Source organism: Nitrincola tibetensis (assembly GCF_003284585.1).
Classification (GTDB): Bacteria; Pseudomonadota; Gammaproteobacteria; order Pseudomonadales; family Balneatricaceae; genus Nitrincola; species Nitrincola tibetensis.
In genome coordinates this window covers 98,671-114,858 of sequence record NZ_QKRX01000002.1, presented here as the reverse complement: position 1 = coordinate 114,858, position 16,188 = coordinate 98,671, and the positions used below count along the sequence as shown (strand labels likewise).

General features: G+C 42.2%; 14 protein-coding genes. All 14 read right to left on the bottom strand.

What is annotated here, in order from left to right:
• Positions 1-100: 100 nt before the first annotated feature.
• The 14 genes from DN062_RS02730 to DN062_RS02665 all read right to left on the bottom strand — a co-directional run bounded on the left by DN062_RS02730 (position 101) and on the right by DN062_RS02665 (position 16,183).
• Positions 101-748, bottom strand: coding sequence for an HAD family hydrolase (locus tag DN062_RS02730; RefSeq protein ID WP_112157330.1), 648 nt, complete (start codon positions 746-748; stop codon positions 101-103).
• A gap of 10 nt (positions 749-758) precedes the next feature.
• Positions 759-1,469, bottom strand: a complete 711-nt coding sequence (locus DN062_RS02725; RefSeq protein WP_112157328.1) for an acylneuraminate cytidylyltransferase family protein — start codon at positions 1,467-1,469, stop codon at positions 759-761.
• Between the two features lie 37 nt (positions 1,470-1,506).
• Entirely contained in the window at positions 1,507-3,105 is a 1,599-nt protein-coding gene (locus DN062_RS02720) for an aldolase catalytic domain-containing protein (protein ID WP_112157327.1), read from the bottom strand.
• A 23-nt stretch (positions 3,106-3,128) separates the two neighbouring features.
• Positions 3,129-3,671, bottom strand: coding sequence for a dTDP-4-dehydrorhamnose 3,5-epimerase (rfbC, locus tag DN062_RS02715; protein WP_112157325.1), 543 nt, complete (start codon positions 3,669-3,671; stop codon positions 3,129-3,131).
• A 14-nt stretch (positions 3,672-3,685) separates the two neighbouring features.
• Positions 3,686-4,366, bottom strand: a complete 681-nt coding sequence (locus DN062_RS02710; RefSeq protein WP_133256738.1) for a hypothetical protein — start codon at positions 4,364-4,366, stop codon at positions 3,686-3,688.
• A gap of 7 nt (positions 4,367-4,373) precedes the next feature.
• On the bottom strand, positions 4,374-6,809 hold the full coding sequence (locus DN062_RS02705) for a glycosyltransferase family 2 protein (protein WP_112157321.1): 2,436 nt from the start codon (positions 6,807-6,809) through the stop codon (positions 4,374-4,376).
• The gene (locus DN062_RS02700) at positions 6,793-7,851 is read right to left on the bottom strand and encodes a coiled-coil domain-containing protein (RefSeq protein WP_112157319.1); all 1,059 of its coding nucleotides are present in this window, start codon (positions 7,849-7,851) and stop codon (positions 6,793-6,795) included. Before DN062_RS02700 ends, DN062_RS02705 begins: the two co-directional genes overlap by 17 nt.
• Before the next feature lie 34 nt (positions 7,852-7,885).
• Positions 7,886-9,904, bottom strand: coding sequence for a coiled-coil domain-containing protein (locus tag DN062_RS02695; protein ID WP_112157318.1), 2,019 nt, complete (start codon positions 9,902-9,904; stop codon positions 7,886-7,888).
• Positions 9,905-9,946: 42 nt separating this feature from the next.
• Positions 9,947-10,837, bottom strand: a complete 891-nt coding sequence (gene rfbA / locus DN062_RS02690) for a glucose-1-phosphate thymidylyltransferase RfbA (RefSeq protein WP_112157316.1) — start codon at positions 10,835-10,837, stop codon at positions 9,947-9,949.
• Positions 10,834-11,712 carry a dTDP-4-dehydrorhamnose reductase gene (gene rfbD / locus DN062_RS02685; protein WP_112157314.1) on the bottom strand — a complete coding sequence of 293 codons (879 nt, stop codon included), beginning with the start codon at positions 11,710-11,712 and terminating at the stop codon, positions 10,834-10,836. The genes rfbA and rfbD overlap by 4 nt, the downstream gene beginning before the upstream one ends.
• Before the next feature lie 2 nt (positions 11,713-11,714).
• Complete coding sequence (gene rfbB / locus DN062_RS02680; protein WP_112157312.1) at positions 11,715-12,782, bottom strand: dTDP-glucose 4,6-dehydratase; 1,068 nt, start codon at positions 12,780-12,782, stop codon at positions 11,715-11,717.
• A 119-nt stretch (positions 12,783-12,901) separates the two neighbouring features.
• The gene (locus tag DN062_RS02675; RefSeq protein WP_112157860.1) at positions 12,902-14,068 is read right to left on the bottom strand and encodes a nucleotide sugar dehydrogenase; all 1,167 of its coding nucleotides are present in this window, start codon (positions 14,066-14,068) and stop codon (positions 12,902-12,904) included.
• 118 nt (positions 14,069-14,186) lie between these two features.
• Positions 14,187-15,119 (bottom strand): hypothetical protein, encoded by a 933-nt coding sequence (locus DN062_RS02670; protein ID WP_112157310.1) that lies wholly within the window; start codon positions 15,117-15,119, stop codon positions 14,187-14,189.
• Positions 15,116-16,183, bottom strand: coding sequence for an SGNH/GDSL hydrolase family protein (locus tag DN062_RS02665; RefSeq protein WP_112157308.1), 1,068 nt, complete (start codon positions 16,181-16,183; stop codon positions 15,116-15,118). Before DN062_RS02665 ends, DN062_RS02670 begins: the two co-directional genes overlap by 4 nt.
• Between the last annotated feature and the right edge of the window lie 5 nt (positions 16,184-16,188).

The following is a 16,188-nucleotide window of genomic DNA, read 5'->3' as shown; positions in this document are numbered from 1 at the left end:
GAAAACCTGCCCCCCTATAACTGTCAAAGCCACATCAACCAATGGCTGAAAATCTGTCCTGAATGTCAGAGGATCGATTTCCAACCACTTATCGAATAGCCTAAAAAATTTTCTGTGTCAGCTCTGTTAAGCTTTCAACGGTTTTTAACTGATGCTCCGCACAATACGAAGGCCATTCATGAAACTCAGTCCATTGCGTAATAAAGACAAAATCCAAGCCCGCCGCTGACGAGGCCACATGGTCATAACGACTGTCGCCAAGAAACAATGCAGGCTGCTGAATATTACCCGACAACAACTCGCGCTTAAGAATTTCGTCTTTGGTGTCGGGGCTACCAAAGATGCCACCGTTAAGAAGCTCAGCCAAGCCACGCTCTGCAAAGACCTTTCGCAACTCGGCTTGATCCCCGCCCGATACGATCAACCAACGACTGTCCGGACTCAGGGCACGCAATTCATGCAGCCCCTCCACCACCTTGCAACTTAACAAGCCGGCAATCACTTCATTTGCATAGGTCGTCAACAGATCATCTAAGTTGGGCTTTGCCGATGTCGACGGCAGCATTTCATCAATGAATTTAGCAAATTTGACATAGCGCGAAATGCCACCGTTGGCGACATGGTAATCAACCAACGCCTTAGCCGCCTCTTCCCCAAAAGGGATGGCGGTTTTGTAAAAAGCATCGGTTTTGACTTTATTTGAGTCGAGCACCACGCCATCGCAATCGAACACATAGGATTGATACATTTAAATAGCCTTATTGTGTTTGCATCATCAAACTAACAAGCATATTCTGGGCCAACTTGAAATCCGCTTCCCAATCAATATCAATACACTTTTCACCCTCTGTGATAAACAAACAAGGGTTACGGCCAATGCGATCTTGATAGGCTTTATAATTATCGACACTATTAATATAAAAAGCGTGATTAATCTCATACAACGGCGCTAGATCTTGGGTATTAGGCCAAGGATTAACACTACGATCACAGTTGATGATTTTCTTCTGGTTATCGTCCCAAATAAACTGCTGAAGTTTATTCACCGACATAATGGAATCGTAATCACCGTCAATCACCTGCGTTTGGTACTCATCTAAAGCAGTTAGATAATCCTGGGCTGTAAAAAAGGGTGCCGTTACGTGCAACCAGAAAACATGCTGCCCCGAAACAACGCTGGGAACATAGTTAATCAAATCTTGAACTTTGGTGGTTGAAGTGCATAAATGATCAGGACGATGATCAATTTTAATGCGTGCATCACTCGTATAAGGCTCAACCTGCCCCAGTACCAATGGATCATTCGTGGATATCACCAACTCTCCAACATGGTCGAGAATTTTCACCAACTCATCTAGCTTAAACTGCAGGAGACTACGGCCATCCGGTGTGAAAGGACGTGTATTTTTATGGATAACACGCGTACTGCCACTGCGCAGTGGCAGGTAAATACTAATCGCTTGATTCACGAAATATCTCTCGACTCTAAACAGTTAATGGATGCCCTTAAAGGGCATACACTGAAATACTCGGCAATGGATAGCGCGTCGGTGTAATCGCCACCAAGTCTACAGCCGAAGGCTCCGCTAAATAGGCATTTAACAAACGATCCATCTCTTTACTGCGCGGGTCATCTGCACTGTAGCCATCAAATCCCGCCATCAGAACTCGCTTAGCACCACCACTGGTCAACACGGCCAAAGCGTACACCACAACTATAGACGACGGAATGACGCAGTAATTCGCATTGAACTCGAACTTAGCCTCTTGTACCCCCATGCCAAAATCCAATAAAGACTTATGGCTTAACGCTGTCTTCACGTCATCGGGTAACATAGAAGCTGGCGCAATCAAGGGTTGTGGTAAGGATTGGTGTGCCTCACAATCCGCCAATAAACGCGTTGGGTGACACGCAACACGAACATCAATTAACTCTTGATCCAGGCTCGATTGGGTATTCAAGGCTAAAACAATGGGCTTTTCACGCTGAATATACGCCTCTAAGGCCGCTTTATGAGCCGCAACACCCGGCCCGCTCCCTAACAACAGTACCTCTCGGCCTTTAAATAACTCACTGGGGTGCCACTGACCACGGGGTTCACCTTGATAAAAGTGACGGGCCGCATCTAGGGTATTCAGGCTGAACTTTTTGCCGCCTTCAACACGAAGGTGATCTATTACAGATAAAATATCCACCTCGCAGTAACGGCTATCTTGCAACATTTCTTGAATGTAGGTCGGATGGATTCCGTATTTACCCGCTAGGTAATAATAGGGATTGGTTCCCCACCCACACTCTGCTTGCATGGGCTTAAACACACGCGCGATTAGGCTCATCAACGGCGTTAGATTGATTTTCTTACCTGAGCGTTCAGCCAACTCAATACACAACTGCTCTGTCAGCGCATTGCCAGGCCCACGCCCCATTCCAGTGATGGTGCTATCAACCCAAGTTACGCCATCATCAATCGCTTGCAAGGTATTGGACAAAGCCAAGCCAAGGTTATCATGTGTATGAATACCCAGCGCACCCTTCCAGTGCGTTTTAAGCCAGCCAATAATACGGCCCACCTCAGCAGGCTTCATGCTACCCATACTGTCAGCAAAATACAGCACATCCAATGGATAGGCAGACGCAATTTTTGCCAACTCGATTACTTCGGCTTCAGTACGATCCGCAATCTGCATTAAATTAAAGCCGACAATAAAACCTTGCTCTTTTAACCAATTAGCCGCAGGTAAGGCAGCTGGAAACTCATGTATATGGCAAGCGACCCTAACCAGTTTGACAGGTGATGTTGAAGCCCCTTCAGGAAATAAACGCCGCAAGGTTGACGCAAGGTCATCAACACCGACCAATTCAGCGGCATTAATCATCACAGCCAATGTAAGGCCATTAGGCACTTTTAAAGAACGTAAATAGGCATCTGTTGTATAGGCATTGGGGCCTTTGAATCCTTTGTTAATTAAGGATCTTAAACCCAACTCAACCGTATTAACGCCCACTGCAAGCATGGACTCAAGATAGTCTTCTATAACCTCTTGCGAAAAATTCCATGCATTGTAATAACCACCATCTCTAGGTGTGCAATCTAAATGAATCATCTCTTGCGCTCCTACTGAGCTCACTAATCAAATAAAGGGCATTCACTAAATACCAGCCCTTGTGCGTCTTTTGCAGACAAACTTGGCTCGCCATCTAGTGGCCAGTCAATCGCCAAGCTTTCGTCATTCCACGCCAAGGAATACTCATCACCCGGCGCATAATAATCTGAACATTTATACTGAAACTCTGCCTCATCACTGGTCACATAAAAACCATGTGCAAAACCAGGTGGTACCCAGAGCATCTGTTTATTTTCTTCACTTAATAACACACCAACCCATTGCCCAAACGTCGGCGATGACTTGCGCAAATCAACCGCCACATCATACACCTCACCCCGTGTTACCCGAACTAACTTACCCTGCGGGTTCTGGTGCTGATAATGCAAACCACGCAATATGCCCTTTTTAGACTTACTGTGGTTATCTTGCACAAACTCGTATTGGCCGCAGTGCTTAACAAACTCGGTATGACGAAAGGTTTCCATAAAGAAGCCCCTTTCATCACCAAAAACGGCTGGCGTCATCAACACGACATCTTTTAGCTTAAGCGGCTCGTAACGCATCTTCTACTACTCCATTAGGCCGTGGCATTTGAGATTGGCAGCAATTTTTGATTGGCAGCGGGTCGGCGTCCTTCATGAATCCCATACACAATAAAGTGCAATAAAGGATTAAGGCCTGCATTGGCCACATCGGGGTTTTGCTGAATGTAATAGAGTGTATCGAAATGCGCACTGGGGTTACGCCCTTCCAATGCCCCAAACTTTAAATAATGAATAACGGGGTCTAGGCGAGACGACGCCACATCAGAATAGTTCTCTAAATACCACTTGCCATCAAAGTAGTCAGAAGCACGCAACTGCTTAATCTGATCCTTAAGCTCGCGCTTGTATTTCCAGCTTTTACGATAAACCTCGCGCAACGTTTTAAGTGCCAGAGTCCGGTACCAACTCACTTGAACCTGCTCCTGCTTCAACTGAAACTCTAGCTGCTGAATTCGATGCGTTAATTCAGCCTGCGTTTTTCTCACTCCAGCCAACAAGGGCGAAGTGTCTAAGAATAAACGCTGTTGTTCTTCCATCCGCTTATTATTGGCTGTGTCGGCCTGTGAAGAAACAGGCATTTTTGGAGTGTTCGTTAGACCTTGGCTTTGTAAAGCCTCGATCTTTGCATGTGCTTGGATTAAACGCTGCATCAACTCTTCAGCCTCTGCTTTAACCCTGAAATACTCCTCGCGCGGTACGTCCGTATTTTGCATAACTACCTCAACTCTCACATGCATCTAAATTTGACAAAAACATTTCCGAGGAAATCACCTGACCAAAATAAGCCCAACTCGCACGGGTGTCACTAGAGGTCACAAAGGTGACACTCAACTCACGAGACCAAGACAATAACGCTTGGTGATCCACCACATCTGCGGATGCAACAAAATTGGTCGGCACCTGCTCCGTTAGTAAATAAAGTTTATCACACACACCCAATATTTCAGACAAATCAAGCGGAAGCACGGCCTCGAACAAGCCGACATGATCTATGCGCCCACCATTCGCCTGAACAATCCTAAATAGAGCCGATAAAGACACCTGTTGCTTCCTATCTGTCTTGATTAACGCTGGAAGAAACACCAGTAGATCAACGCTTGATAAAACAGACTCAAGCCACTGTTCATCCTGCCCGTCTGGCACACAGAGCACCAACTGGCAACGCTGGCGCTTAAGCACTGTTATCCAGCCTTTTAACCTCTCTTGATTGGGGTTTAATGTCCTGCAAATTAACACGAGTGTCGTTTGGTTTACGACTAAATCCCGAGTTCTGCTATACAAAGGCAAAGTCATCCGTTGGTTTTCATCCATGAAGGTTTCGCTTTCCCAAGGGAGGTGCTTATCAGGCGTATTTCTTTGAATAAACTGATAACCACTCAGGCTAAATAAAGGCCCTGGATCATAGCCCTTATTGATCCCCTGCTTCCAAAAGTGTGTGAAGGGATCTTGTGGACGTACCCTAATCTCAGGATAACGATACAAATACCATACAGGGTCAAACCAGCCCGATTGTTGCAGTACATCGTCAGCTCGGTAGGTTTCAACAGCTTGGAGTGTCTGATCCAACACCATGTCTTTAGGCGCCAAGAATGGACGCTTAACCGGATTTTGTGGCAAATATAGATCACGGGGTGTAGATGCACGTTCATGCCAGCGCGCGGCTGCATCTTGGTAGAGCTTTCTGAGTCCATTAAATTGAGTAATGAGGTGTGTACGCACATTTTGAGTCAAAGAAGCATGCTCAGTACGACCAAATGCTAGGGGTACACCCGATAATACTTCCACTACAGCTTTAGCACCAAACGCTTTTATAATTCGATTCAAGTATTCAGTATCTGCATTCACTGTCACCCTATCCCAGTAACCAAGCGCTTCAAACACACTTCTAGGTATCAACAAGGACGAGGTATTGCGGTAAGTCCAACCGTGATCCGTTCGCCAATGCGAAAAAATCAAATCATCGTTGCACCTGACCCAATGCGAAAAACTCGCTTTTGCCGATGCATTTTCAAGCAAAGCCATGACTTGACGCTCAATTTTTTGAGGATGCGACCAGTCATCCGCATCATGCACAGTAATGTAATCGCCTGTGCTCAATGCCAACCCTTTGTTTCTTGATGAATACGCGCCAAGATTTGTTACATTCACCTCCACTTTAATAATTAACTCTGGTGAAGTGTGTTGCGCCTGAAGTCTATGGCAAATAGCCAAACTGTCATCCGTACTGGCATCGTCAATCAATATGATCTCAAGATTAGGCCAAGTTTGCCCAACAAGACTCCGCACAGCGACTTCAAGATAGGCTGCCGAATTAAACACCGGTACAATCACAGAGACTCTTGGCAGTCCAGTGTTTAAGGGTTTGGGCACTTTTGCCGCAAGGACGGACAAGTTTAATACTGGCGCTTTTGATGCAATCAATGCCAGCCCACTTTGAGAATAACACTGATTAATGAGTGTTAAACGTTGTTCCGTTTGGGCTTTTAAACTTAACGATTCATCTAACGCCAGAAGATTGGAACGAGCCAAATTGACATCAAACGCTTCAGACTGAACAAACTGCGACTTACTTAACCAAGTCTTTAGAGTTTTGGCCTGCCAGTACTTAGGCTCTGCTAAGCAGAGTTGCGCATAAAACAGAATACATAAATGGCTATTTACACTCGTGTTCAGTTGTAACGCTTGCTGCAACACAGCCGATAATTCTGTCCAATTTTGCTGATACGCCCACCAGCGACAAAGCACCACTGCATAAGCAGATCTGACTTCATCAGGAATATAGGACGCTTCAATCAACTCTTGTAAAACCGGTACATACAGCGTATCCAGCCCTCGCCACAAATAAAAATCACAGGTCACGGGTGATACTCGACTGGTCGCTCGTTTTTCGTTAATTCCATTTTTTAAATAATGAAAAAGAGGGTTTACACCCGCTGCTTTAACGTCTGGATGAAGATCTAAGTACACTTTAGGATCAAACGCAGCACTTGGCCGACGGTTCAAATACCAACCGTAGTCTACAAAATGCTCCAACGGCTCAATTCCGGATTTGAGCACATCGGGGTAGCGTTTTAGATAGTCTTGCGCATCAAATAATTGTTCTGACACCAGCACATCAAGCAGCTCTTTCGGCAACTGATTAGGGCTTACTGGCATATCGATTCTCGAACTGTCCTATCCCTAAATAATGAAGTAACGGATTCATGCCAGACTCAAACACATCAGGGTACTGAGCCAAATAAAACTCAGAATCAAATTTTGGGCTCGGATTACGGCCTTCCAAACCACCGTGCAATAAAAAGTGACCTGCAGGATCTTTAGCCGCTTTAGGATTTTTAGCAAGATCCTGATAGGTAGCCAAGTACCACTTAGCATCAAACAAATCACTGCTGGCAATCACTCCCCGGTGAGCCTCGATTAACTCTAGCTCACCAGACGTTTTATGCATTTTCGCCATCAAAGCGCGGTGATTCACCAACAAAGACTCCAGCTTGGAATAATCTTCTGCCGGGTTTTGATAGGTGATTTTCTGAATGTATAACTGACGCTCCAATTTTTGTACCCGCTTTTGCTCAGCAAGCAAATTGGCAGCAGCTTGAGCCAAGGTTTTATCTTGTTTTGCCGCGGATGACTCAAGCTCAGCAATGCGTTTTTTATATGCCTTAATTTCGGTTTCATTACCTTTATTAGCGGTCAACGCTGACTTTTTGGCTTGCTCTAAAGCCGCGTGAGCCTGACTCAACTGAGACTCAAATGCAGCCTTCTGTTTCCTGCTCGTTTCTGTCAGCGTGTTAATTTCTTGAGCCTGTATCTCAGCCTTTTTCTTGAGCGATGTTTGATCCTTTTTCAACTGAGCGAGCTGCGCTTCTTGCTGCTTAATTAAAGCAGTTAAGCTGGCCACTTCATCAAAACGATCTTGTAGCTGCTGAGCTGTTTCTTTTTGTGTTTTATTCGCAGCTTGGAGTTGACCCAACTGCTGCTCTAGCTGTTCCTGCAGTTGTTCAATATAAGACTGACTATCTCTTAAAGACAATTCTAAGGATGTCAGGCGCTCATTGGCTGTTTTTAGCTGCTGGTCTTTAGAAGCAATAATTTTGTTTAAAGCACTGACCTGCACTAGGTGCTGATTCACTTCAGCTACTTTTCCAACTTTAGAGATGGTCTTAGCTGAGAGATTATTCGCTATATTTTTAGACATAACTTGACTCTTAAAATCTGTTTAATTACACCAATTAGTTTTGGCTTAGCCGTTCAACGCATAGCAACAAAGGATGTCGATCACTGGATAAGACTTCAGGATATGCTTGAATAAAAGCTAGTGTATTTAAATCGGCGTTTGGATTTCGTCCCTCAAAAAAACCATGATGTAAAAAGTGCGAGAAAGGGTCTTTCGCACTCGTTGGATTTTGTGCAACATCGAGGTACGTACTTAAATACCATTTAGAATCAAATAAAGTCTTTGCAACTTCCATCTGATTTTTTTTGGACAATTGAGTGTAAGGATACTTACGTAACAAAGCTAACAAAGATGGCAAACAAGAAGAAAAACGATTTTTTTGTTCTTCACTATCATTATATTTAATGAAGTAAGCTCTTAGTTCTTCTTGTACACAATGCAACTGCTCTAACAAGTAGGAATTTTCCTCTTTTAAACTTAATAACTGTTTACCCACTTGGTCAACACCAGTAACCTCTTTAGAAACCACATTTTCAGCAACTAAAGATCGTGTTGAAGATTTAAGCTCCTTGGTTGATTTTTTTTCAATTTCCAAAGAGATTTCTAAGTCTTCAACTCTTTTTTGCTTTTCTTTTAAGACAGTCTCTGCGGCCCTCAACTTTTCAAGTAAACTCTGTCTTTCAGATTCAAATACTGTAAGTTTGAGTTTTTGCTCTTCAAGCTTCGCATGAAGATTAAGCTGTTCATCTTGCTTTTTCTTAAATGAGTGATTTTCAATAAGTAGCAAGGCTTTCTCAGCAAAAAGTGCATTTTTTTCATTCTGGATAGCTAGCAATGACTCCGACAGTCGAGCTGACTCTAGATCGCTTACAGACCATGCTTCGGTCACTTCTGTTAATTTTTGTTCAACGGAGTTTAATGCTTTCGTCAGTCTGTTTTTTTGATCAGAAAGGCGTTTACTGTATTGGTTCACCTCTTCCAGCTCGTTTTGTAAGAGTTGATTTTTACCAGAGATAGATTTAACTTCATTTATCGCAGCACTTAACTGCTTCAAGATCGTTTTATTTTTCTCTTGCAAGTCGGACAAACCAAGCTCAGATACTTTTAGTTTTTTATTTAACTCCTCAATACGCTTCTGCTTTGTCTTTAAATCGGCTTCTGACTTGTTCAAAGAAACTAATAGCTCTTTACTCTTCTCTAGGCTGTCATTGAGCGCTATTATTTTCGCTTCTAGTGTCTCTTGAACAATGTGCAACTGGTTAAGAAGTGCTGCGTTTTCACTATTTCCATTTGAAACCTCACTCTCCAAGATCCCAACTCTATTATTCAATTGAGAAATCAAATTATTATTCATTTCGACGAGTGAACTTGAGGCCAATAGATCAGATTTAGCATTTTGGGCACTAAGCTCTGCTTGCTTAAGTTTATTACTCAATAACGAGTTCTTATCCGATAATGAACTTATCTTTTCATGGGTTTGAACAAGTTCTCTCTTCAACTGGTCACGTCTAGACCTCAGCTGCTTATGCTCAGCCAACACATCTAACGGATTATAAGCACTTTGATCAACATCTTCGGTAAGCGGTATAGATAGAGCTTCTAATTGACTTTCCAGTCGAGAAATACTCGGATGACGGCGCTTAATTTCAGCTGCAACCAAGTCGTAGACATACGACACTTTCAATGAGGTAGAGCTAGACTCGAAATCAAACGGCTGATCTATAATACCCTTTGCTTGGCATTGGCTGATGAATGCTTTGGGATTCTCAGAAACCAACTTTTCCTGAAACAACAAAACGTGCTTTCGATACGACTTTGCAAGCTTTAAAATGCATAGAGCTTGATCCGTCCAAGCCGTCAGTTCGGATTCAAGATCTTTTGACTGATTCAAAGCAAATTGTAAACTTGCGCTTAGTGGACGGTATAACAGAATTACTGTCGATTGACACTTAGTCACTTTTTCGACAAATGAATCTGAAACGCTCTCCCCATCATTTTTGCAGCCTATCATTTTTAGCAATTCTGTGGTGACTTTGGACTGCCCAAACGACATGGAACCTACCAACTCCGGCATACACAACTCCAGCAGTGTCTTTTATTCTTTAAAATATACAAATCAAACGGCAGTTTTAAGCAAGTTTAACAAATACTGCCCGTACTGTGTTTTATTCAGTGATTGTCCTTGAACTTTTAACTGATCATCACTGATCCAGCCTTGATTCCAACCAATTTCTTGCAAGCAGGCAATCTTCAAACCTTGACGATGTTCTATAGTTTGAACATAAGTACTCGCTTCGATCAGGCTATCGTGCGTTCCGGTATCTAACCAAGCAAAGCCACGGCCCAAACGCTCAACACGTAGATCGCCACGCTCTAAGTAAGCATTATTGACGCTGGTTATTTCAACCTCACCGCGATCCGAAGGCTTAACAGCTTTAGCAATTTCAACCACATCATTATCGTAAAAATATAGGCCTGTAACGGCATAATTTGATTTTGGCTGCGCGGGTTTTTCTTCAATCGACAAAGCGTTGCCCTCTTCATCAAAGGCAACCACCCCAAAACGTTCAGGATCTTGCACCAAATAACCAAACACCGTTGCCCCCGATTCACTGGAAACAGCGCGCTTGAGTTGCTCGGAAAACCGCTGACCATGAAAAATATTATCTCCTAACACCAAGCACACTGAATCAGATCCAATAAACTCTTCCCCGATAATAAATGCCTGTGCTAAACCATCTGGGCTTGGCTGAACAGCATACTCAAAGTGAACTCCGAACTGCTCACCCGACCCCAATAGCTTTTGATACTGGGGCAGATCATCCGGCGTTGATATAATCAATATCTCTCGAATACCCGATAGCATTAAAACGGATATCGGATAGTAAATCATTGGCTTATCGTAAATAGGCAATAACTGCTTGGATATACCTAGAGTGATCGGATGTAATCGAGTACCCGACCCACCGGCAAGCACAATACCTTTTGTTTTGTGCTGTTGAGTCATGATAAATACTCCTCGATTGTTAGTTGCAACTGTGACTCCCAACTGGGCAATTCGCAGTTCATGGTTAATTCTAGCTGGGTAATATTTAAACGCGAATTCTGAGGGCGTTGAGCCGGTGTTGGATAATCAGACGACGGGATAGCCTCGACGGCCTCAGGAACAATTGTTAATTTCATGCCCTTGGCTGCGGCAAATGTAAAGATTGCTTGGGCAAAACCATGCCAACTCACTTCGCCTCGTGGGGCCAAGTGATAAATGCCTGATGGAACTAATTTTAAAAAGGCTTGTAGCGTCACCAACGCAATTAAACGTGCAGGTGTGGGTGCGCCCACTTGATCACTGACCACCTTGAGGGCGCTTCGATCTTTACCCAAAGCGAGCATCGTTTTCATGAAATTATGACCACGGGCCGAATACACCCAACTGGTTCTGAATATATGATACTGACAACCAGAGGATTGTATTGCTTGATCGCCTTTTAGCTTGCTTCGCCCATACTCATTACAAGGTCCTGCTGGGTCCGTTTCCATCCAAGATAGAGTTCCATTACCTGGGTACACATAGTCCGACGAGTAGTGCACCAACATCGCTGAATGCCTTGCGGCCCAAACTGAAAGCTGAGCGGGCAATAAATGGTTAAGTCTATCGGCAAGTACTGGTTCTGATTCGGCCTTATCAACAGCTGTATAGGCTGCCGCATTCAGAATTAAACTTGGTTGAAATTCGTCTAAATAACTTGTAACAGCAGACTCAGACGTTAAATCTAATTCTTTACGCAAGGGCGCTTGAACGTTGCCTTGCAATGAAAACACACGAATCAACTCAAAACCTACTTGACCTGATCCGCCTAACACTAAAATACGATTGGTCGCCATGATTAATGCCCTGAAATACCCAAACGCTCTCCTTGATAACGCCCATCAAGTACACGTTGCCACCACACAGTGTTGTTGAGATACCACTCAACTGTTTTACGTAAGCCCGTTTCAAACGTTTCCTTTGGAGTCCATCCAAGTTCACGTGCTATTTTACTCGCATCTATCGCATAGCGCACATCATGACCGGGCCGATCCTGTACAAAGGTAATTTGTTTGGCGTAAGGTTGGCTCTTGGGGCGCAACTCATCCAACAGTTCACACAGTAAGTTAACCACTTCAATGTTTTGCTTTTCGTTATGACCACCAATATTGTAGGTCTCGCCTACTTCGCCCACTTGAGCGACTCTAATTAAAGCCCTCGCATGGTCTTCAACATATAGCCAATCACGGATTTGCTTGCCATCGCCATACACTGGCAAAGGTTTGCCAGCCAACGCATTTAAAATCATTAAAGGAATGAGTTTTTCAGGAAAATGGTATGGACCATAGTTATTCGAGCAGTTAGTCACTATTGTCGGCAAACCAAAGGTTCGTTGCCAAGCACGCACTAAATGATCGGAACTTGCTTTGCTTGCTGAATAAGGAGAGCTAGGTGCATAAGGTGTAGTTTCGATAAAAAGGTCATCGGTCCCATGCAAATCACCGAACACTTCATCGGTTGAAATATGATGAAATCTGAAGGCTGTCGCTTTTTCAGGTTTAGATAGACTTAAACCCATCCAATAAGTTCGTGCAGCTTCTAGCAGTGTGTAAGTACCAACAATATTGGTTTGAATAAACACAGCAGGCCCATCAATTGAACGATCTACATGACTCTCAGCCGCGAGATGCATAACGACGTCTGGTTGGTAAGTATCGAACACCTCAGTCATGGCAGCCGCGTCGACTATATCTGAATGTACAAAGGTGTAGCGGTCATGACTTGACACCTCAGCCAAGGACTCAAGATTGCCTGCATATGTAAGCTTATCAACATTAACAACCTGAAAATCAGTGTTTTTTATTAATTCACGAACCACCGCCGAACCAATAAATCCAGCTCCACCTGTTACTAAAAAGGTCTTCATCAACGCTATCCTATTATTCCTTTATTGTCGACTTATGCTGGAGGTATCCCTAGCACTCCGAACAAGCACACAGTGTATCATACTGATTGTACTAGGGACGACATGGCAAAGAAACGAAATTAATCGCTACCAAACAAATCGCGAGTGTAAACTTTATCGATCACATCAGACAAAGTTTCTGACATACGATTAGCAATAATTACATCAGACATTTTCTTAAAGGCGGCTAAATCACGAACTACTTTTGAATGGAAGAAATCATCCTCTCTAAGCTCTGGTTCATAAATCACTACTTCAACACCTTTAGCCTTGATTCGCTTCATAATGCCTTGAATGGCAGAAGCACGAAAATTGTCTGATCCAGACTTCATGACTAAACGATAAATACCGACAACCCTTGGACTGCGCTTCAATACTGAAGTAGCGATATAATCTTTACGGGTACGGTTAGCCTCAACGATCGCCTCTATCAAGTTATTAGGCACATCTTTATAGTTAGCTAGCAGTTGCTTAGTATCCTTAGGTAGACAGTAACCACCATAACCAAAGCTTGGATTGTTGTAGTGTCCACCTATCCTTGGATCTAAACCAACGCCTTCAATAATTTGACGCGAGTCCAAGCCGTGTTCAGCTGCATAAGTGTCAAGCTCATTAAAGTAGGATACACGCATTGCCAAATAGGTATTGGAGAATAGCTTGATGGCCTCAGCTTCAGTACTGTCGGTAAACAAAACTGGTGCATCTTTCTTAACAGCGCCCTCTTGAAGTAGGCTAGCAAAAACATTCGCACGCTCTGACTGCTCACCGACAATAATACGTGATGGATATAGGTTATCGTAAAGCGCTTTCCCTTCCCGCAGAAACTCAGGAGAAAATATCAAATTTGGACAATTAAATTTTTCACGCGCGTGTACAGTATAACCAACCGGAACAGTCGATTTGATAACCATTACGGCATTTGGATTAATTATCATCACGTCTTGAATGACAGATTCAACGCTTTTTGTATTAAAATAATTAGTTTCAGCGTCATAATCTGTTGGGGTTGCAATTATAACATAATTGGCATTTTTATACGCCAACTCTTTATCAAGAGTAGCTATAAAATTTAAAGGGCGATTTGCAAAAAAGTCAGAGATCTCTGTATCTTCAATGGGAGAAATCTTGTTATTCAGCATTTCAACCTTTTCAGGGATTATATCAATTGCTACAACATTATTATGTTGTGAAAGCAACATTGCATTTGATAAACCTACATAACCAGTGCCAGCAATGGCAATATTAATATTATTCATTTCTTAATTACTTTAAAATATAAAACAAAAAAGCAAAATCAATTATTGAGAAATAATCTTCTTAAAACCAACTCAATAAATGAGCAAATAAAAATTCCAAACAAAAAATCTATAAAAATTCAGGTGCCCGACCGCTTTTAAACATATCAAACCATTCACCCTGATTCTCAACTACCTTCAGGATCATATCAGCCCAGAAATCACGGGGAGCACTTTTGTGTCCTTTACCCCAGTCACCGACATGGACTAAAAGATTATTATTTAATTGATAAGTGCCAACTGAATCAGGAATATTTACTTTAAGAGATTTCATGAATGGCTTAAAGTGCCTTTCTACATGATGCTCATCGAGAAGATTCTGAAGGTAAATAGTAGGATTTACGACACTACCACCGTAATGTTTTCTAATATTTAGAACATGACTACCAATCAATCGGGGGTTATTTTTAACCATAGAAACGTTATCCACACCAAAACAGTTCTTTAAGAACCTATTAACGTGTGGTCGATGATAGTCAAGAATATTTGTTTGCGGATTTGATGTTATACAAAAAGAATTTGGATAAGCCCTCGCGTAAAAAAGACTTGCTGCACCTCCAGCGGATCCGCCTACAAAAATCACACTAGATGCATTAGTAACTGTGATAATTTTATCAATGATACGTGGAATTATATCATTTTGTAATGAATAATGTTTACTTCCTACATACCAAGCCATATTCATATCATCAGACATATATAAGCAAGGATCATTAATTGAAAGCCTTGTAACTAACCCCTTTGGTGCAACACCTAAACCTGAAAAGATAGGAAGCTTTAAACCAACATCTCTTTTTTGGGCGCCATTGAAAAACACCAACAATGGCTTTTCACTCTGAACATCAAGATTAATGTCAATTAATGCTCCACGCTCATATATAGAATAGACACCCGTTGTAATACAGCCAGTATCTTCGAAACTATTTAATGAAGAAAACTCAGATGGAACACCCCATTTTTGAAATGATCTCTCATCTTTAATACTCTTTATTACCCAATTCATTTATTAATCCTAGCACCAGAGCATGAAATAATATGTGATAAGAAAAGCTTTCCACTTGTGGAATGGTCAGCAGGCTCCATACCATAAGTGCTTTGTATTATTGAATCATCCCAATCAGGGCTATTTATATCAACAGCTGACAGCTTGACTTCATAGCATTGATTAATTTCAAGATCTTTTGATAAAAAATCATACAGAGGTGTGTGTTTAAGAATAAAACTAAAGCGGCCCAAAGAGGATTTTTTTCTTTTAGTATTTATTATTTTCTTATAGCCCTCAACCTCTATTAAAAGCGAGCAAGACTCATACTCAGAAATGAAGGAAATTCCTACTGGTATACCTCTAACACGCACAACTGTACTATCATTCTTATTTAGAATTGAGGTTTTCTGCATAAACCTTGTGTTTTCGAAGCATTTAATCTCCCCAGAAATACTACTGATATCAAGACGTGGAAGTGGAACAATAGGAACATTATTTGAATCTGAAAAAAAGTTCACTGATTGTGCCAACAACATTTCAGATACTACTTGTTGTGATATATAGCTAGTAACAGATGGACTACTATAATGACTATCATCCAGATAAAAATGATCGAACTCGGCTACAACACCAGCCTTACTTTTAAGCATGCTATCAACATCGACAGATAAACCACCATACTTTGACGTTAAAAACTTCATTTTATCATGCATAAGCGATTGGTTCTTCCAGAATCGTTCTTTGCGACGACCAAGCAAAATTGTTACAACCAGAGCCTTTGGGTATTTATTGCGTACACATTCTAGCAACGCGGAAAATGAGTACTCCCATAATTTTTTATCATTAGAAAAAAGAGGAAGATCATTAATACCATACTCTATAAAGATGACATCGATATTCTTTTTCCCAAAGAGATGTGTATTCTCAAGACCAAATAGACAAGTAGTAGCGCCAACAGCGATGTTATATACATTCTTAACATCAACACCAGATGACATTAAAGACTTGGGTATCATTTCTGACAAGCCATCTCGTATAACTAGATTACTACCACCAATAAAAAGAATATTCACATCCAGCATCTCCG